Here is an 18356-nt window from a genome sequence, read left to right as displayed (position 1 = left end):
GGGGGTGTTTTTTTTATGGCCGAGTCTGATCAATTGATTGCTTGCTGTAAACTGCGGACCAACAGCTCTATCAGGTGAAAATCTAATATAATTCAGCCTGTAGCAAGGGATGGTTTCAATATAGTTAGGACTTATCGGCGCAAGCTAGGATTATTTTCGTTTACGATTGTTAACCTTTTTATGCTTTTAGTGAGCGTTTGAGATGCTAAATTGTAAGTTATTCGTTTTAATAAGTATGTAGAATAACAATGAAACAGGTTCATCTCGCAGCAATGTTGTGTTTAGGCTTTATCCCTTATAGCCTGACTGCCTGTCATGCACAGAACAAGACGTCACAGGAACTCAATAAGAGTCCGGAAGCGGCAAACTCTACTTCCGAAACTGTAACTACACCTTCTTCCACTCAAGTACAGCAAGCCTATAAGGTTAATAATATTGCCGAGTTTAATGAACCATGGGCGATAACACCTTTAAAGGATGGTCGTCTACTGGTTACCGAGCGTAAAGGCAGACTGTATTTATTCGATCCAGAAACCAAGAAAAAGACTGAAATTAAAGGCACCCCGAAAGTGGCTTATGGCGGTCAGGGCGGCTTGGGAGATGTCGCATTACATCCTGATTTCGCAAATAACCCATGGATCTATCTGAGCTATGCTGAACAGAGTCAAGGCGGTTATGGTGCAGTGGTGATTCGTGGCAAGCTGGATTTGAAACAAAGTGCACCACAGCTCACCCAGATCGAAAAAATCTGGACTCAGATTCCTAAATTCTCTTCGGGGCAGGGCCACTATGGACACCGAATTGTATTCGGGCCGGATGGCAAGCTCTGGATCAGCTCAGGCGAACGTCAACAGTTTGATCCTGCACAAGATATGAAGTCTAATGCCGGTAAAATTATTCGCCTGAACGATGATGGCTCGATCCCTGCCGATAATCCCTTTATGAATCAGGGTAAAATTGCCCAGCAGGTTTGGAGTCTTGGACACCGTAATCCTCTGGGAATGGCGTTTGATCCCAAAGGGCAGCTCTGGGTCATTGAAATGGGACCGAAGGGCGGCGATGAACTGAACAAGATTATCAAGGCTAAAAATTATGGCTATCCTTTAGTATCAAATGGTGATCATTATAATGGAAAGCCAATTCCGGATCATAGTACCCGACCTGAATTTGAAGCACCTGTACTGGACTGGACACCGGTAATCTCTCCATCTGACCTGAACTTTTATACCGGAAAAATGTTCCCGCAATGGCAAAATAAAGCGATAGCCACAGGTCTTTCTTCCAAAGCAATTATTATTATAGATACGATGCAGCAACCTGCCAAAGAAGTTCAACGGCTGGATATGAAAGCACGGATTCGTGGCGCAGTACAGGCTCAGGATGGGGGCATCTGGGTGATTGAAGATGGTCCTCAGGCACGTTTGTTAAAGCTCACAGCGCTTTAAGTACTAATTTTTAAAAAAAGAGGATTTTTTGGAATCCTCTTTTCGTTTAAGAGTAAAAATATGCTTATAAAGGTATAAAAGAAAAAGCCCTGACATCCTGTCAGGGCTTTTCCAGATTCATTTATCAAGGTATAACTCCTGTCATACCGATCAGCTTCCTGCTGCATTTATTGTTTTTTATTCTTCAAGACATCCTGTCCTGTATGTCTTAACTATAAGAGGAATTATGGATTTGGTATAGCGTCAACTCTCCCCAATACTTGTGCGCCATAGCGTACAGTGATGCTGAAATTTGCAGCAGGATAGCGAGAAGTACTTAAGCTTATAGACAACCCATAAAGTAAAAGGCCTCGACATCCTGTCGAGGCCTTTTGGATTTGTTATGAAGATCTGACTCATGTCAGATCTGGCAACTTCCTGTTGTAATGCGCTTTTTCTTATTCTTGTATCGCTATTGGACATCCTGTCCGGTGATGACTTAAATATAGCGTGTATATTTGTAGGCAAATAGCAGTAATTTCTGCTTGGCTTGTAAGCTAAAACGGACGTGGCTGTCCGCGGCAACTTACGCACTGACATACTGAATCAGCTTGTCTACCACGCCTCGCAGGGTTTTATTATCGAATTCATTCCCTTCAAAGGTATAGTCTTTAGCACGACTAAAGATATCACGAATTTCGATTACCGCATTCGTATCCACTAAACCAAGCTGTGTACCGACCTGACGGATCTGATCGATAGAGCGCGAGCCGTTGGTCGCACCGTAGCCGACATAAGCCGCCGGTTTGCCTTGCCATTCCTTACCTAGATAATCCAGGGCATTTTTCAGGGCTGGACTGTAGCCATGGTTATATTCCGGGCTGATAAAAATAATGGCATCTGCAAGTGCAATAAAATCAGCCCATTCCTGCTGTTTAGGCTGGTCATAAATACCGGTGAGTGGAGGATGTGCGCCAGCAAACATCGGCAGGTCCCATTCTTTCAGATCGACAATTTCAGCTTCCACTGTACTGAAGTGATAGGTTTTAATTTGTTTAAAGATCCAGTCAGCTACTTTGATCGCTACACGTCCTTCGCGAATACTGCCTACAATGATGTAAATCTTCATCTTATTATCCTGTCATTGCTTCACTCAACTTAAATTAATCAAAATAAGCAAGGATGAATAGGCATGATTTGTATCTTGGTATTTGCATTATAAAAAAAAGCGCCCAAAGGCGCTTTGTCGTGAAATGATGCTTACATCAATTTCACACCTTGTTGACCGGCTGGGGTTACTTTAAAGATTTCTACTTCAAAAGTAATATTCTTGCCAGCTAGCGGGTGGTTGAAATCCACTTCAGTGATGTCATCACCGACGGTTTTCACCACGCCATACAGGCTTTGTTTCGCTTTGTCTTCAAACTCGATCATATGACCTTCAATTGGACGTTCGCCAAATTTCACAGTATCAAATTTTTGTACGTTTTCAGGATTCCATGGACCGAAAGCATCTTCAGGAGGAAGACTTACGGTACGACGGTCACCGGCGCGTAAACCGAACAGTGCTTTTTCAAAGCCTGGTAGCAAGCTGCCATCGCCCATTACCAGACTTACCGGCTCAGTACGACTGCGGGTATTGTCAATTTCAACACCATTTTCAATGGCTACTGAGAAATGAAGCTCAACCTTAGAGCCAGCTTCAATACGAGTTTCCTCGTTAGGATTAATAAAATCAGTCATGTTATTTCGCCTGCTGTTGGTTGCGTTTTCCTTCTAAGAAGAAGGTGTCAATCAGCATTAAAATAGTACCTAACGTAATGGCACTGTCTGCAAGGTTAAAGGCAGGGAAGTGGCTATTCTGATAATAAACATGAATAAAATCGACTACATAGCCGAGAGAAACACGGTCAATCAGGTTGCCGATGGCACCGCCCAGAATCAGGGCAACGGCCAAAGGTAAAACTTTCATGTTCTTTGGCATACGCATCAGCCAGAACACGAAAATCACAGACACTACTCCTGCCAGCGAAGTAAAGAAATAACGTTGCCATCCACCGGCATCGGACAGAAAACTAAAGGCTGCGCCATAGTTATGCAGTAATGTCCAATTTAAAAAGGGCAGGACGGGTACTGGATCTGCGTAATTCAGACTAGTGGTCGCAATCCATTTGGTCCATTGATCCAGAATAATTGAAATAATAGTCAGACCTAACCACCACAAGTTGTGAGGATAGAACTGGAATAAGCCCTTTTTTTCTTGTGGATTAGGCATATTTTCTCTCTTCGCCTTGGCCTGTCGGCAGGTTGATGATACAGCGGCCACACAAGCCTGGGTGTGATGCATGTGTGTTTACATCAGGAAGTACATGCCAGCAACGTACACATTTCTCACCGTCTGCGGCAGAAACTTTCACATTCAGACCTTCCAGATCAGATGCTTCACCTTGGGCAGCCTTAAAGTCATTCACGATCACTTGAGAGGTAATCAGTACAAAACGCAGTTCATCACCCAGTTTGTCCAATACCGCTTTCAGCTCGTTCGACGCCCAAAGTTCAACTTTGGCAGACAGGTTCGAACCCACTGTTTTTTCAGTACGCGCCGCTTCAATAAACTTGTTCACTGCAGATTTTACCGAAATCAGCGTTTGCCATTCAGCTTCAGTCACCAAGTTTGCAGTAGATGCAGCTGGAATATCATACCATTCAGCAGTGAACACATATTTCTCTGACTGCTCAGGAATCAGTGGCCAAGCTTCTTGTGCAGTAAAGCTCAAGATCGGTGCCATCCAGCGTACGAATGCCTGTACCAGATGATACAGTGCAGTTTGTGCAGAGTGACGTGCCTGAGAATCGGCTTTGGTAGTGTATTGGCGGTCTTTGATGATGTCGAGGTAGAAACCACCCAGGTCATTGATACAGAAATTGGTTAAGGCATTGGTTACGATATGGAAGTTCATATCTTCATAAGCTTGCTGAACGGTTTTCTGTACTTCAGCTGCACGTTGCAGGATGTATTGATCAAGCGCGATCAATTGATCTACAGGAAGCGCATCAGTTGATGGTTTGAAACCATTTAAGTTGGCAAGTAAGAAACGCAGTGTGTTACGGATACGACGGTAACCATCTGATGCACGGCTAAATATTTCTTTACCCGCAGTCATTTCATAGCGGTAGTCCGCCGATGCGATCCAGAAGCGTAAACCGTCTGCACCCATATCTTTAATGATGTCTTGTGGGGTAATAATGTTACCCAACGATTTTGACATCTTGCGGCCTTTCTCATCCACTACGAAACCATGCGTCAGCAAGCCTTTATATGGTGCACGTTCATTGATGGCAATCGATGTCAACAACGAAGACTGGAACCAGCCACGGTGCTGGTCAGAACCTTCAAGGTAAAGATCCGCAGGGTCTTGCAGCTCTTCACGTTCACGTAATACAGCGTAGTGCGTTGTACCCGAGTCGAACCATACGTCCAGGGTATCGCGTACCGCATTGTATTGTTCAGCATCATTACCGATGAACTCGCGTGCATCACGGTTGTACCAGCCATCAATACCTTCCTGTTCAATCAGTTTGGCAACTTCTTCGATCAGTTCAGGCGTACGTGGGTGCAATTCATTGGTATCTTTATGCACGAAGAACGGAATTGGCACACCCCAAGTGCGTTGACGAGAGATACACCAGTCTGGACGGCCTTCGATCATTGCTTGGATACGGTTTTTACCCCAGTCCGGCACAAAGCTGATCTCGTTTTCGATCGCATTCAATGCGCCTTGACGTAAGCCTTTGGCATCCATGCTGATGAACCATTGTGGTGTCGCACGGAAGATAATTGGGGTTTTATGACGCCAGCAGTGCGGGTAGCTGTGTTTGATTGGGTGATGTGCCCAAAGCTTGTTGGCCTCTGCTAATGCAGCAATAATTTGTGGATTGGCTTTGTAGATATGCTCGCCAGCAAACAGTGGAGACGTTGGTAAGTAAACACCGTTACCACCCACTGGATTTTCTACTTTCAGGTTGTACAGCAAGCCAACTTTATAGTCGTCCACACCATGGCCAGGCGCCGTATGCACTGCACCGGTACCACTGGTGGCAATCACGTGTTCGCCCAAGATTACAGGCACTTGACGATCGTTAATCAGTGGATGTTGCAGAACCAGGTGCTCAAGTTTGCTACCGGCAAAATCAGCAATGACTTCAACAGTGGTAAAACCGTAGCGTTCAGTTGCAGATTCCACCAGATCTTTCGCCAGGATAAAGTTTTGCGCCGCTTTTTCTTCGCCACGCGCTTTCACCAGTTGATATTCAATTTCAGCATGCAGGGCAACGGCTTGGTTCGCAGGAAGCGTCCAAGGCGTTGTGGTCCAGATCACGATATCAGTACGGTCAGCGACTTCTACACCTAAACGTGCAGACAGGTCAGCCAGATCGACTACAGTGAAACCCACGTCAATCGCATCGGATTTTTTATCTTCATATTCAACTTCTGCTTCAGCCAGAGATGAACCACAGTCCAGACACCAGTTGACCGGTTTCAGACCTGGTTCGATATGACCAGCTTTTGCGATTGCACCCAGTGAGAGAACAATATCCGCTTCCTGTTTGAAGTTCATTGTCAGGTAAGGATTGTCCCAATCACCGAACACGCCCATACGCACGAAGTCTTTCTTCTGTAATTCAACTTGTGTATACGCATATTCGCGGCAAGCTTTACGGAAAGTCGAAGCATCAACTTTTACGCCCACTTTACCGACTTTTTCTTCGACTTTCAGTTCGATTGGAAGACCGTGACAGTCCCAGCCCGGTACATATGGGGCATCAAAGCCATCCATGACACGGCTTTTAATAATGATGTCTTTTAAGACTTTATTGACTGCATGACCCAAATGGATTTGGCCGTTTGCGTACGGAGGGCCGTCATGAAGTACATATTTTTTCTTGCCAATACGCGACGCACGAATCTGCTGATAAATGTTGTCGGCATACCACTCTTCTAACCATTTCGCTTCACGTACTGCCAGATTTGCCTTCATTGCAAAGTCAGTACCTGGGAGGTTTAGCGTGGCTTTGTAATCCACTGCATTTTCAGGAGTTTGCTTATCGCTCATGCAAGTTGTCTTCCAATTCAATCTGTCATTTGACAGACACGTTTTACAATAAAAATATGGGGGATTAAAAGGGAAATGTGGGGTGATTTCGACGAAACTCAAGTAGTTTCTCGACATCGTCATCAATTCCGGCTTTTAGGGCTTCAAGCGAAGGATAATTCTTTTCGCCATGCAAATAGTTTAAGAATGTCACCCGCATCAACAGGCCATACAGATTAGCAGAAACATCAGGGAAATGTACTTCTAATCGCCATTCTGGTTGTTCCTGCTGAATGGCCGGGCGGGTCCCGACATGTCCGGCGCCAAACAGACCGGTGGGATCATAGCCAGCAATGCCTGTTTTGCTTGCATCACCAGCTCTAGCTTTATCTTTTAAAGATTCGGTTTCACATACCACTTCCACGCCATAAATACCCTGCAAACACGGTCTATGACGGTTTAAGCGCACATTAATAGTCGGGAAATCAATGGTGCGGCCAATCTGGTCACCATACTGTACCCGCCCGGTAATGCTATAAGGGCGCCCCAGGAGTTTGGCAGCCAGGGCAAGATCGCCTGCTTGTAGTGTCTGACGGATACGGGTCGAACTGACACGTTCGCCGTCGAGTTGTACGGTATCCAGATTGGTGACCTGAAAACCATAATTACGCAGGAATTCGCTATTGCCCTGACGGTGTTTACCGAAGTGGAAATCATCACCCAGCACCAGATGCTCGGCATTCAGTTTATCTTTTAGAATATCGGCAAACTGTTCTGCATTCAGGCTACGGAAACTTTCATCAAATTTCGCCACCGCAATATAGTCCACACCCAGTTCAGTCAGGTATTCCACCTTTTCACGTAAAGATGATATACGGGGTGGGGCCTCATAGCCTTTGAAATATTCCAGCGGCTGCGGTTCAAAGATCATTACCACGCTTTTCAGCTGTTGCTGTTCCGCCACGGCTTTCAGCTGTTTGATCATGACCTGATGACCTAAATGCACACCGTCAAAATTACCAATGGTAACCACCGTTTTAGGTAACTCTGTGCGAGACGATAAGGCATTTAGACGGAGCAGCTTCATGGGCGAATCAGGTGCTTGGAAATTCGAAGAGGCTATATATTGCCATAATCTTTACGTTTCGTCTTGTTGTTGTGTTTTTATGCAATATCTTTTATTTAAAAATCTTTAGCCCAGAACTTAATCGGCTGAATAAAATAAAAATTAATCAATATTTCCTGCTTCCTTAGCGCTCTAATAATCAGAGCTATCTCTATTTTTCTAGCAGTTTAAACAGGTTTATAGCAGACAGGGCAGAGGCCATTTTCTGCTGAGCAGAAATCGATTTTTATTTGCAGCGCTCACCTGTTTATCTTTTAATAGTCCAGTATTTTAAAATTGATATGGAAACCCAATGTCCGAACATGCACTAATTATGGCTTTGCCCAATGAATCCAAAGGCTTATTTGAAGCACAAGGTATTGATGTGCATTATAGCGGTATTGGCAAAGTCAACGCAGCCTTTAAAGCCTTTGAAGTGATTCAGAACACAGGCTGCAAGACTTTATTGAACTTGGGTACGGCAGGCAGTTCGCATTTTGATGCGCATGCCCTGGTCGAAGTCAGCCATTTTGTGCAGCGCGATATGGACGTATCACCACTCGGTTTTGACGTCGGCTTAACCCCGATGGATCAGCATTTCCCGGGAGCAATCGAGCTTGAGCCTTTCTTTGATCATTTGCCCAAGGGTATTTGCGGAACCGGAGATAGCTTCGAAACAGGACAACCCAAAGTGCCCTGCCAATTGGTCGACATGGAAGGCTATGCACTGGCCAAGGTATGCAAGAAACTTGGCGTACGCCTGATTTCTGTAAAATACATTACCGATGGTGCCAATGACACAGCGCATCTCGACTGGGAGGAAAACTTATTGTTAGGCGCGCAAAAACTGTTATTTTTATATCAGATGTTAAAATAAGAATAAGGTTAAAGACTGGATCGGCGACCATAATGACTATGGTCGTATGCCAAGCAAAACTTATGCGTTTTGTTCAGGACGTGGTAGTACACCGTAAAGCATCATATGTACAGTGTGCTGAATCACACGCTGCTGCATGCTACGGTTACGCAGCGTTTTGCCGGTCACCATTTCCATCTGTATGGCAAAGTCGGCATAGTTCTGTGTCACTGCCCAGATATTCAGGATCAGCAGTTCAGGGTCAATATCTTTAGAAATCTTGCCCTGTTCCTGCCAGTTACTGATCACCTTGGCTTTACGTTTCACCAGTTTTTTCAGTGGACCTTTCAGAATTTCCAGAATATGTGGTGCCCCCTGGATCACTTCCAAGGCGAACAGGCGAGATGCTTTCGGTTGCGTGCGTGATACTTCAATTTTCTGCATCAGATAATTGGTGATCGCTTCTTCCGGTTCTAGCTCGGCTTCAAGCATTTGCAGCGGTGCAAGCCACTTTTGCAGTACGGTGGTTAACACTTCTACATAGAGAGCTTCTTTATTTTCATAGTAATAGAAAATATTAGATTTATGCATTTCTGCAATTTGTGCGATTTCGTCCAGACTTGCCCCACTAAAACCATATAGGGAAAAAACGTCTAGAGCGGCACTGAGCAGCTGGTTGCGCTTTTGAGTACTCTTTTTTTGTTCCATCAGCAATATAAAAACAATTAAAAAAGGGAATATTGAATTGTACGGCAAATCATCAGATTTGTGCACAAAGTAGAAGTCTAATTTTTTGAATAATGATGATTTATTCTGTAGATCAACTATGTAATCCTTACAAAACTAGCGAATCCCAGTATAAAAATCAAGCTTTTGAAAATGTTTAAATTATTTTGAAGTCTTTTGTTATTGAGAAATCAGTTTAATTAATGTCAGATTCATGACATTTTATTTTTAAGATGGACTGTAATTTTAATTTTGATGAAATTCTAAGAATTATCTATCCTTCAAAGTGAAAACCCGGATTCTAAATCCGGGTTTTGTTTCTTTTTAGGTTGCCAGTACGGCATTCAGAACTTGCTGTTCCAGTTCAGCAAACTGGATTCCTTTCTGACGTGGACGTGGCAAGTTGACACGGAACTCTTTGGCAATATGACCTTTGTCCAGCAGGATGATGCGATCTGCTAACTGTACGGCTTCACTGACATCATGAGTCACCAGGATTGCAGTAAAGCCCTGTTCAGTCCATAACTTTTCGATCAGGTTCTGCATGTCAAGACGGGTCAGGGCATCCAGGGCACCTAAGGGTTCATCTAGGAGCAGGATACGTGGTTTATGGGATAAAGCACGTGCCAAGGCTGTACGTTGACGCTGACCACCCGACAGTTGCGATGGCCATAGCCCTGCTTTTTCCTTTAAGCCGACTTTCTCCAGCATGCTTGATGCATTGGCATGCTGATCTTTCGGCAAGCCCAATTGCACATTTTGTTCAATGCTCCGCCATGGCAACAAACGCGGATCTTGGAACATCACCCGAATATCGTCCGCAGTAATACCTTCACGAATATGACGTGCTGACTTGAACTTGATTTCGCCGTAGCTCTGTTTTTCCAGATCGGCAATCAGACGCAGCAGGGTACTTTTACCACAACCACTACGACCGACAATTGCCAGGAATTCGCCCGGCTGAATATGCAGATCCAGATCTTCCAGAACCTTGACCGAGCCATAGAACTTGTGCAGCTGTTCAATAATAATTTCGGCACCGATGACTGCATGGGGATCAATATCTGCCGCAGCATAGTCTTGTGGTGCAGTTTGGTCATTGGCGAGACGCCCTAAGCTGAGATCAGTCATCACATGCTCCTCCATATTATTCATTTATTTTTGATAGCCAGCATGCCAGCGCAGCAGGAAACGTTCCAAGGCAACCGCCAGAACATCCGCCAGTTTGCCAAGTAAGGCATACAGTAAAATACCGACCAGTACCACATCGGTTTGCAGGAATTCACGCGCATTCATGGTCATATAACCAATCCCGGACTGTGCAGAAATGGTTTCAGCCACAATCAGCAGTACCCACACTAAACCTAACGAGAAACGTAAACCCACCAGAATCGAAGGCATTGCGCCCGGTAAAATAATTTCTTTATAGAGTTGCCAACGGGTGAGGCCATAGCTTTTACCCATTTCGATCAGCTGCGGATCGACTGAGCGAATACCATGATAGGTATTGATATAGATCGGGAAGAACACGCCAATGGCGACCAGAAACAGCTTGGCTGATTCATCGATGCCGAACCATAAAATCACCAGTGGAATTAAGGCCAGGGCAGGGATGTTCCGGATCATCTGTAAAGTGGTGTCGAGCAGGGTAGAGGCAGCTTTGGATGAACCATTGAGTAAACCTAAAAGCAGCCCCAAACCACCACCCACCAGTAAACCAGTAAGGGCACGGCCAGCACTGACTTTTACATGGGTCCAGAGTTCGCCACTCATCAGCAGAGCCCAGAATGCGGCGATGACTGCACTCGGTGCAGGCAAAATTCGGCTTTCCAGCAGACCGGTACTTGACGCGATCTGCCAGATCAAAATTAATCCAATAGGAACTAACCAGGGCAGCAAACGCTGCCCGAGTTGTGTTCCACGTGAAACCTTCTTTTCTGCGATGGTTTCAACAGAAACGACTTTCGACATTAAGCTGGCTCCTGAACACTCGCAGCCTTCTTGTTCTCATCTGGCGTGTAGTTATTTGCCACAATTTCACCGAATGGACCTGTCAGGTTTGGCTGAGTCAATTTTTTCTGGGTTTCAAGTGGTAAAAGTGGGAATACCAGTTCAGCAAAACGGATCGACTCCTCCAGATGTGGGTAGCCTGAGAAGATAAAAGTATCGATACCCAAGGCAGCATATTCCTGAATACGTGCTGCGATAGTTTTAGGGTCACCTACCAGTGCTGTACCTGCGCCACCACGTACCAGACCGACACCTGCCCAAAGGTTTGGAGAGACTTCAAGTTTGCTACGGTCGCCATTATGCAGTTCAGCCATACGACGCTGACCGACTGAATCCATTTGCTTGAATTTTGCCTGAGCTGCCGCAATAGTTGCATCATCCACATACTGGATCAGCTCTTCTGCGGCCTTCCATGCTTCTTCATTGGTTTCACGAACAATCACATGTAAACGGATACCGTAGCTAAGCTTACGGCCTTTCGCTTCAGCTTTGGCACGGACATTTTCAATCTTTTCTTTGACTGCTGCAGGTGGTTCACCCCAAGTCAGGTAAGTGTCAACCTGATCTGTTGCAAGTTCAATCGCAGCATCTGAAGAACCGCCGAACCACAGTGGAGGATGGGGCTCTTGAACGGGTGGATAGAGCAATTTTGCATCGTCTACACTTAAGTGTTCACCGTGGAAAGTGAAGCTCTCACCCGTGTGAGAGCGTTTCAGGATTTCACGCCAGATCGTCGTGTATTCAGTTGCAGTCTTGTAGCGGGTTTCGTGATCTTCATACACGCCATCGCCTTTTAGTTCCTGCTCATCACCACCAGTGACCAGATTTAGCAAGACACGGCCACCAGATAAACGGTCAAAGGTTGATGCCATACGTGCAGCCAGTGCAGGAGTCGTTACACCCGGACGTAGCGCAACCAGGAATTTCAATTTCTTGGTCGCGTCAATCAGGCTGGCTGCGGTTAACCATGGATCTTCACATGAACGGCCTGTTGGAATCAGTACACCTTCATAGCCAAGGTTATCGACTGCAACTGCAATCTGTTTCATGTAGGCATGATCGACCTGGCGTGCACCTTTGCTGGTACCTAGGTAGCGGCAGTCACCATGTGTCGGAATAAACCAGAAAATTTTCATGTCTTTGATCCTTGGATTATTTGCCTGCCCAAACGGCTTGCTGAATATTGATAGATTTTGGAATGATCTTGAGTTCGCTAAAACGGTTCGCGAGTTCTTGCTGGTCGGCAATCACTTTCTTGGTGAGCGGTGCAGCACCAGATGGATTAGGACGACGCTGGATAAAGGTCTGGCTGATAATTGGTGTTAAGCCGGTACTTTGCGCAAAGATTTTTGCAGTTTCAGTTTTATGACGCTGTACCCATTTATCTGCGACATTGACCTGTTTGATAATTCCTTTTAATGCTTGCGGGTGTTTTTTAATTAAATTTTCTGAAGCCAGATAGAAGGTATAATTGGGACTTAAGCCTTTCCCTGAAGATAAGACTCTGGCTTTATCTTCTACTTGAGCTGCAGCATAGTACGGGTCCCAAATCGCCCAAGCATCAATCGCACCTTTCTGGAAGGCTGCACGTGCATCCGCAGGGCTTAACCAGATTGGCTGGATATCGGTCCATTGCAAACCTGCCTTACGTACTGCCTGGACCAGTAAATAATGCGAGCTGGAACCGCGATGAACGCCGACACGCTTACCTTTGAGCTGGCTCAGTTTGGTAATTTTGGAATTGTGTTGTACCAGAATGGCAGAAGAGAGCGGTTTTGCAGTTTCATAAGCAAAATAATGCAATGGCTTATTACCAGCTTGAGCATAGACAGGAGGAGTGTCTCCAGTCGCACCGATATCAATAGAACCTACAGCTAATGCTTCTAAAATTTGTGGTCCGCCTGGAAATTCGTTCCAGCTGATTTTTGCATTTGGAAATTCCTGTTCAAGCAGCTTTTGCTGTTGTGCAATGACCAAGTTTACCGAAGCTTTTTGGTAGCCTACACGAAGCTGTTTCACTGACGGATCAACTGCCCAAGCGGCACTTGAACCCAACATCGCACAAGCAACTAATGCGGCATTCATAGCATGACTGGAGGTCTTGAACCATGTGATTGCTTTGTTGTGTCGCTGATGTTGAGTCATTATTAGATCCCCTGATATTTTCCTATGATTTATTTGGTTAAAATTGCTGATTGAATATTCAGTTTTGCTGGAATCAGTTGCTGGCCATAGAAGGCATCAGCGACCTGCTGCTGTTTTTGCGCCACTTCTGGTGTGAGGGGTTTTACCCCAAAGCCCATACGTGAAATTGAAGTTTTCAATACGTCAAATGCCAGGCCTGTTGGTTTTTCTAGAAGTTTCGCTGCCTCATCCTGATGGCTAGATACCCATTCAGTAGTCAGGTTCAGCTCATTCACTACCGCATCAATGATCTGTGGATTCGCTTCAGCGAACTTACGATCAGCCAGATAGAACTGATGATTGCTCACGATATTCTCACCAGTTGCAATCACACGTGCACCAATCTGATGTTCTGCTGCCGCAAAGAATGGATCCCAGATCACCCAGGCATCAACCGCTCCACGCTCAAAAGCAGCACGTGCATCAGAAGGCGGCAGGTACACCACTTCAATATCGCTGAGTTTCAGATTATTGGCTTCAAGGACTTTTAATAGTAAGTAATGAACATTTGAGCCTTTGTTGAGTGCAATACGTTTGCCTTTCAGGTCCTGGACAGACTGAATATTTGAGTCTTTTTGTACAATCAGAGCTTCAGCTTTAGGTGCTTCAGGCTGGTTTGCGACATACACCAGATTTGAGTTGGCTGCCTGAGCAAAGATTGGCGGTGCTTCACCGGCTTCACCAAAAGACACACTGCCTACATTCAGACCTTCAAGTAATTGTGGACCTGCCGGGAATTCCACCCATTTCACATTTACGCCTTGTTGTTTTAATGCAGTTTCTAAAGTGCCGCGTTCTTTCAAGATTGGAAGGACGCCATATTTTTGGAAACCGATATTCAGCGTTACACTTTCTTCTTTTTTAGAGCAGCCAGAGAGCAACATCACGCCAGCAATAGCAGTACTCAGAGCTGCTGTTTTTGCAATGAATTTAACCGTAGATTGGCGCATGAATATAAACTCCTGACAAAAAGCCAATTAGATGGAATAGACAAGTTAGGCATACGCTAATCGTTTTTTATTTTCCAAAAAAATAACAATTCGGGAATTTCTAATGAGAAAAAAAGATAAATAAAAAAGCGCAAAATTTATGTAGAAAAGTGATTTGGAATCTTTATGGAATTTAATTTTTATACAATTTAAGTTATTGAAATATATATTTAATTTTTTTAATAAAATATAAAGATATGGATATGAAAATCCATGCAAAGCTTTTTAAGTTAAATATTTGAGAAATCTACATATCTTTAGCAAAAAATAAGATATATAAACAAATAAAAAGTCACATTAAAGTGACTTTTTACAAACCAGGGAATTACGCTGATAGTTATATAGCGCCTGACGGGCATCGGGCAGATCATCGACAGAGGACTGTTCAAAACCCTGTTCCAGGAACCAATGTGCAGTGCGGGTGGTTAAAATAAACAGTTGCTGAATACCCATGCTCCGGGCTTTATCTTCCAGATAATTCAGAATCTGGCTGCCGCGGTTGGACTTGCGATAACTTGGATCGACAGCGACACAGGCAATTTCAGCAGAACGCAGCTCATTGCCTGTGGTTGGAATCGGATATAACGCGGCACAGGCCAGAATCATGCCGTCACGTTCAATGACTGCGAACTGTTCAATTTCATTTTCCAGACGTTCGCGTGAGCGATACACCAGAATGCCTTCTTCTTCCAAAGGCCGTAGCAGGTTAATCAGACCGCCAACATCCTGAATGGTAGCCATACGTACATCTTCATAATGAGCATCGGTAATCAGAGTGCCTGAACCATCTCGGGTGAAGAGTTCTTCCAGCAGCGCACCATCATGAGCATAGGAAATCAGATGCACACGGTTGACGCCATTCATCGAGGCTTCCTGTGCAGCGCGAAGTTGCAAGCTTAGTTCGGATGGCAGGTCTTGAGCATCCTGCATTATATAAGCATCCAGCTGACTTGGCTGCACTTCACGTTGCAATTGTCCATCCGTATTCAGCAGGCCATGCTGTTTACCCAGGAAAATCAGCTTGTCTGCCTTGATACGAATCGCAGTTTTGGTCGCAACTTCCTCCGCCAGCAGGTTGAACACTTCGCCAGTGGTGGAATAACCGGTTGGTCCAAGCACCACAATGTTATGGCTGTCAAGATGACGCTGAATCGCATTGGTATCTACGGTACGGACTTCACCGGTTAACTGGAAATCAATACCGTCACGAATCCCATAAGGCTTGGCAGTAACAAAATTACCGGATACGACATCTATACGGGCGCCATACATGGGTGAGTTGGCCAGTCCCATTGAGAGCAAGGCTTCAATCTGCAGGCGGATTGAACCCACCGCATTCATGACACAGCTCAACGATTCACGGGTTGTGATTCGGCGCTGACGATGAAAAGGCGTGCTGATCTGACTTGCTGCCAGATTCTGGTTGATCTGTGGACGCGCACCATGCACCAGAATCAGATGAATTCCGAGAGAATGCAGCAGGGCAATATCGTGAATAATATGCTGGAAATTGTCATGCAGCACCGCCTCGCCATCAAACATGATCACGAAGGTCTTGTTACGATGCGCATTAATATAGGGCGCAGAATGGCGAAACCAATGCACATATTGCAAAGTTGTGCTTTGAGACGGTTCTGCTGGGTTCATGCGCTGGCCTATATTAGAAAATAATACTTAATTGAATTTGATTCTAAAAAAAGCCGGGAACGAAGTACAGCAATAAAAAAACACCTGAAGCGTGGACTTCAGGTGCAATGGAGAAAAGATACAGAATTAAGATTTAGTTGAGGATACGGATAATCTTGTCATTACGCTCATTGACTAGCACATAATCACCATTGATTTTGTACCACTGCTGGTTTCTGCCTGCATTTGGCAGACGGCGTGCTTCATAACCACTTACTTCAAAACGGCGGTTGTCATACTGGTTAGGCAGCTTTTGACCGACACGCCAGTCACGGCTTGGATTTACCACGCGGTTGTTATAGCGTTTATCATTCCAGCGACGGTCATCACGGCGATCGTCCCATTTTTTCGCATCTTTATGATCCCAATGCGGTGCCGGTTTATGTGGCGCATAACGCGGATCATGTTGCGGTGCAGCCATTGCAGAAGTTGCAACTAAAGCACTCAAGGATAAAGCGATTGTTGTTAACACTTTTTTCATGGCATTCACCTGAATTCATCATTATCGTTTCGATGAGACTAAATTAGCGAATCAGTAGAGAGAAACCGTGAGGGCAATTTAGGCGAATTGTTAAATTTATGAAGAAAAAAAGAAGAATAAGAGGGAATTACAGGTTTTTTTAGTCAAGAACAGCATCCAATACCACCTGACTAAAATAAAAAAGACCCAAACAAGTTGGGTCTATGAAAATGTGAGGATTTAATGTCCAAGAATTCGAATGATACTGTTGTTGTCCGAATCCACCAAAATGTATTCATTATTGACTTTATACCATTGCTGTCTGCGGTCAGGTTTTGGCAACTTGTGGTCTTTATATTCAACTTTATAACCATTACCGCGATAATGCTGTGGCATCACATAGCCGGGTTGCCATTTCATTTGCTGTAAACGCTTTACACCACGCTCTTCACGCATACGGCGACGGTCTTCATGGTCATCATCTGCGCGATCACGGAATTTTTTAGACTGACCTTGACGTTGATCCATATGACGTTCATCATCAAAATGCGGCGCAGCATTGGCAACATTCGTCAGCATTAATGTACTGATAGACATTGTCAAAGCAACCAAAAGCTTTTTCATGGTGAACCCTCAATCAATTGTTCATTTTCTACAGTCTAATTTACGCAAAAATTGCAGAGAAACTGTGAAGATCAGGCATGTATTCTTTAAAGAATGCAGAGAGATTATGACTATGCCATGATTTCAGTAGTTTTTGAACACTTCATACAGGCTAAGCGCTTGAGAAGCTGTGAAATACTATCCTGAGGCTAATGTATGGTGAGGTCAAGAGAAACTCGGTTAATTAGGGCAATTTATCTCCTGTATTCCAATCGAATAGTACCTCAATATTTGCAGGTCTGAACTAGTTCCATTGTTCAGTCAAACCCTGTAACGACTGGATCGCTTCAGCCACACATTCCGCTTCAGTGGCATCATCTAAAGCTTGAATCAAGGTAGCTGATAATTGCAGGCTTTCAATATGGCGAATAGTCTCGATTTTACGTTTTTGGTCAGCCATGCTGGATTCTCCTTTATCTGGTCATCATCTTGAATACAGGTATCATAGCGCTCAGGCTTTAATTTGAAAAACCGAATAAAATTATTATTAGTATGTAAAAAACCGATTTATAGCTGTTTTTAATAGGTTTCCCGAATAAAAAAAGAACACGCTTGGCGTGCTCTTATATCGGTTTAAACCTGGCTTAGTAAGCGTAGTTCAGATCGGTATAGTCAGTCAGGGACTTCTGGATATGTGCATTAATAAAGGCACGTACATCATCCGTGGTCATGGGCTTGCCTTGATTGCTAATTACATGTTCGATATCCGGCTGATTTTCAATTTTAATGCGATACACAAAATGTTTAGCCAGACGGTAGCCATCATCCAGTTTTTCAATACCTGTCACATAGTAATAGGCATGTTCAAAGTTCAGATCGGTATGGGAAAAGATAAACTGCTCGAATAGTTTCAGCTTGCTGCCATTTTCGAGTGCCTTGATGTCGTCCACAATGCTGGCTTCAAACTTCACGCCGTATTTTTCAGAAACTGGCTGCTGATCAATCAGAAGTGACACCATGCCATCTTCCAAAGTGGTCACGGTGATGTTGTTTAGGTCAGTCATGTTGCACTCGAATCAAAATCTGTTAGCGATAGTATGGGTGAATTTTAACGAAACTCAATGCGACCAGGGTGGAGTCAGAGAAGATTTATGCATTATTTCTGTCTAAAATAGCAATGAAAAAGGGAGCCAAGGCTCCACTGCTGTCCCATAGTTTGC

At 44.5% G+C, this 18356-nt stretch carries 18 protein-coding genes; 2 read left to right on the top strand and 16 right to left on the bottom strand.

Translation table 11 applies throughout. From position 1 onward, the window contains the following. The first annotated feature begins 248 nt into the window (after positions 1–248). The gene (locus BK820_RS13780) at positions 249–1445 is read left to right on the top strand and encodes a PQQ-dependent sugar dehydrogenase (protein ID WP_048882115.1); all 1197 of its coding nucleotides are present in this window, start codon (positions 249–251) and stop codon (positions 1443–1445) included. A gap of 565 nt (positions 1446–2010) precedes the next feature. Here the strand turns inward: BK820_RS13780 and BK820_RS13775 are convergent. The 5 genes from BK820_RS13775 to ribF form a co-directional block, all read right to left on the bottom strand. After that, entirely contained in the window at positions 2011–2553 is a 543-nt protein-coding gene (locus BK820_RS13775; RefSeq protein ID WP_048882116.1) for an NADPH-dependent FMN reductase, read from the bottom strand. Between the two features lie 131 nt (positions 2554–2684). After that, on the bottom strand, positions 2685–3167 hold the full coding sequence (locus BK820_RS13770; RefSeq protein ID WP_004890959.1) for an FKBP-type peptidyl-prolyl cis-trans isomerase: 483 nt from the start codon (positions 3165–3167) through the stop codon (positions 2685–2687). Position 3168: 1 nt separating this feature from the next. Next, positions 3169–3699 (bottom strand): signal peptidase II, encoded by a 531-nt coding sequence (gene lspA / locus BK820_RS13765; RefSeq protein WP_008305917.1) that lies wholly within the window; start codon positions 3697–3699, stop codon positions 3169–3171. Further along, on the bottom strand, positions 3692–6538 hold the full coding sequence (ileS, locus tag BK820_RS13760; RefSeq protein ID WP_071321244.1) for an isoleucine--tRNA ligase: 2847 nt from the start codon (positions 6536–6538) through the stop codon (positions 3692–3694). Before ileS ends, lspA begins: the two co-directional genes overlap by 8 nt. 64 nt (positions 6539–6602) lie before the next feature. Beyond that, complete coding sequence (gene ribF, locus BK820_RS13755) at positions 6603–7604, bottom strand: bifunctional riboflavin kinase/FAD synthetase (RefSeq protein WP_048882118.1); 1002 nt, start codon at positions 7602–7604, stop codon at positions 6603–6605. Between the two features lie 331 nt (positions 7605–7935). On the opposite strand from ribF, the gene BK820_RS13750 reads away from it, so the two are divergent. Continuing rightward, a complete protein-coding gene (locus BK820_RS13750; protein WP_004890952.1) occupies positions 7936–8499 on the top strand; it encodes a 5'-methylthioadenosine/S-adenosylhomocysteine nucleosidase family protein in 564 nt (187 codons plus the stop codon). Between the two features lie 60 nt (positions 8500–8559). Here BK820_RS13750 and BK820_RS13745 read toward each other — a convergent pair whose 3' ends face one another. From BK820_RS13745 to BK820_RS13700, 11 genes are all read right to left on the bottom strand, one after another. After that, a complete protein-coding gene (locus tag BK820_RS13745; RefSeq protein WP_171058634.1) occupies positions 8560–9195 on the bottom strand; it encodes a TetR family transcriptional regulator C-terminal domain-containing protein in 636 nt (211 codons plus the stop codon). A gap of 333 nt (positions 9196–9528) precedes the next feature. Then, on the bottom strand, positions 9529–10335 hold the full coding sequence (locus BK820_RS13740) for an ABC transporter ATP-binding protein (RefSeq protein WP_008305908.1): 807 nt from the start codon (positions 10333–10335) through the stop codon (positions 9529–9531). Between the two features lie 24 nt (positions 10336–10359). Beyond that, the gene (gene ssuC / locus BK820_RS13735; RefSeq protein ID WP_008305905.1) at positions 10360–11175 is read right to left on the bottom strand and encodes an aliphatic sulfonate ABC transporter permease SsuC; all 816 of its coding nucleotides are present in this window, start codon (positions 11173–11175) and stop codon (positions 10360–10362) included. Further along, positions 11175–12350 carry an FMNH2-dependent alkanesulfonate monooxygenase gene (gene ssuD / locus BK820_RS13730; RefSeq protein ID WP_048882119.1) on the bottom strand — a complete coding sequence of 392 codons (1176 nt, stop codon included), beginning with the start codon at positions 12348–12350 and terminating at the stop codon, positions 11175–11177. The genes ssuC and ssuD overlap by 1 nt, the downstream gene beginning before the upstream one ends. Before the next feature lie 16 nt (positions 12351–12366). Next, positions 12367–13359: a sulfonate ABC transporter substrate-binding protein gene (locus BK820_RS13725; RefSeq protein ID WP_048882120.1), complete on the bottom strand. Its 993-nt coding sequence runs from the start codon at positions 13357–13359 to the stop codon at positions 12367–12369. Between the two features lie 29 nt (positions 13360–13388). Next, a complete protein-coding gene (locus tag BK820_RS13720; protein WP_048882121.1) occupies positions 13389–14348 on the bottom strand; it encodes a sulfonate ABC transporter substrate-binding protein in 960 nt (319 codons plus the stop codon). Positions 14349–14684: 336 nt separating this feature from the next. Continuing rightward, a complete protein-coding gene (gene argA / locus BK820_RS13715; RefSeq protein WP_048882122.1) occupies positions 14685–16034 on the bottom strand; it encodes an amino-acid N-acetyltransferase in 1350 nt (449 codons plus the stop codon). A gap of 133 nt (positions 16035–16167) precedes the next feature. Beyond that, positions 16168–16554 carry an RcnB family protein gene (locus BK820_RS13710; RefSeq protein WP_048882123.1) on the bottom strand — a complete coding sequence of 129 codons (387 nt, stop codon included), beginning with the start codon at positions 16552–16554 and terminating at the stop codon, positions 16168–16170. A gap of 219 nt (positions 16555–16773) precedes the next feature. Beyond that, positions 16774–17157 carry an RcnB family protein gene (locus BK820_RS13705; protein WP_004813917.1) on the bottom strand — a complete coding sequence of 128 codons (384 nt, stop codon included), beginning with the start codon at positions 17155–17157 and terminating at the stop codon, positions 16774–16776. Positions 17158–17440: 283 nt separating this feature from the next. After that, complete coding sequence (locus tag BK820_RS15535; protein ID WP_167367438.1) at positions 17441–17596, bottom strand: hypothetical protein; 156 nt, start codon at positions 17594–17596, stop codon at positions 17441–17443. Positions 17597–17780: 184 nt separating this feature from the next. Next, positions 17781–18200 (bottom strand): hypothetical protein, encoded by a 420-nt coding sequence (locus BK820_RS13700; RefSeq protein ID WP_004813913.1) that lies wholly within the window; start codon positions 18198–18200, stop codon positions 17781–17783. Positions 18201–18356: the final 156 nt, after the last annotated feature.

It is taken from the genome of Acinetobacter sp. LCT-H3 (assembly GCF_001866125.1).
GTDB classification, from domain to species: domain Bacteria; phylum Pseudomonadota; class Gammaproteobacteria; order Pseudomonadales; family Moraxellaceae; genus Acinetobacter; species Acinetobacter schindleri.
Note: the sequence above shows the minus strand (reverse complement) of the source record. Positions and strands in the feature narration are given on the sequence as shown.

What these genes read in the sequence shown, in the direction of transcription:
- lspA (WP_008305917.1), bottom strand. Translation starts at nt 3,699, where the DNA reads ATGCCTAATCCACAAGAAAAAAAGGGCTTATTCCAGTTCTATCCTCAC.
- BK820_RS13705 (WP_004813917.1), bottom strand. Translation starts at nt 17,157, where the DNA reads ATGAAAAAGCTTTTGGTTGCTTTGACAATGTCTATCAGTACATTAATG.
- BK820_RS13740 (WP_008305908.1), bottom strand. Translation starts at nt 10,335, where the DNA reads ATGACTGATCTCAGCTTAGGGCGTCTCGCCAATGACCAAACTGCACCA.
- BK820_RS13720 (WP_048882121.1), bottom strand. Translation starts at nt 14,348, where the DNA reads ATGCGCCAATCTACGGTTAAATTCATTGCAAAAACAGCAGCTCTGAGT.
- BK820_RS13770 (WP_004890959.1), bottom strand. Translation starts at nt 3,167, where the DNA reads ATGACTGATTTTATTAATCCTAACGAGGAAACTCGTATTGAAGCTGGC.
- BK820_RS15535 (WP_167367438.1), bottom strand. Translation starts at nt 17,596, where the DNA reads ATGGCTGACCAAAAACGTAAAATCGAGACTATTCGCCATATTGAAAGC.
- argA (WP_048882122.1), bottom strand. Translation starts at nt 16,034, where the DNA reads ATGAACCCAGCAGAACCGTCTCAAAGCACAACTTTGCAATATGTGCAT.
- ssuC (WP_008305905.1), bottom strand. Translation starts at nt 11,175, where the DNA reads ATGTCGAAAGTCGTTTCTGTTGAAACCATCGCAGAAAAGAAGGTTTCA.
- BK820_RS13780 (WP_048882115.1), top strand. Translation starts at nt 249, where the DNA reads ATGAAACAGGTTCATCTCGCAGCAATGTTGTGTTTAGGCTTTATCCCT.
- ribF (WP_048882118.1), bottom strand. Translation starts at nt 7,604, where the DNA reads ATGAAGCTGCTCCGTCTAAATGCCTTATCGTCTCGCACAGAGTTACCT.
- BK820_RS13710 (WP_048882123.1), bottom strand. Translation starts at nt 16,554, where the DNA reads ATGAAAAAAGTGTTAACAACAATCGCTTTATCCTTGAGTGCTTTAGTT.
- BK820_RS13775 (WP_048882116.1), bottom strand. Translation starts at nt 2,553, where the DNA reads ATGAAGATTTACATCATTGTAGGCAGTATTCGCGAAGGACGTGTAGCG.
- BK820_RS13725 (WP_048882120.1), bottom strand. Translation starts at nt 13,359, where the DNA reads ATGACTCAACATCAGCGACACAACAAAGCAATCACATGGTTCAAGACC.
- ileS (WP_071321244.1), bottom strand. Translation starts at nt 6,538, where the DNA reads ATGAGCGATAAGCAAACTCCTGAAAATGCAGTGGATTACAAAGCCACG.
- BK820_RS13700 (WP_004813913.1), bottom strand. Translation starts at nt 18,200, where the DNA reads ATGACTGACCTAAACAACATCACCGTGACCACTTTGGAAGATGGCATG.
- BK820_RS13750 (WP_004890952.1), top strand. Translation starts at nt 7,936, where the DNA reads ATGTCCGAACATGCACTAATTATGGCTTTGCCCAATGAATCCAAAGGC.
- ssuD (WP_048882119.1), bottom strand. Translation starts at nt 12,350, where the DNA reads ATGAAAATTTTCTGGTTTATTCCGACACATGGTGACTGCCGCTACCTA.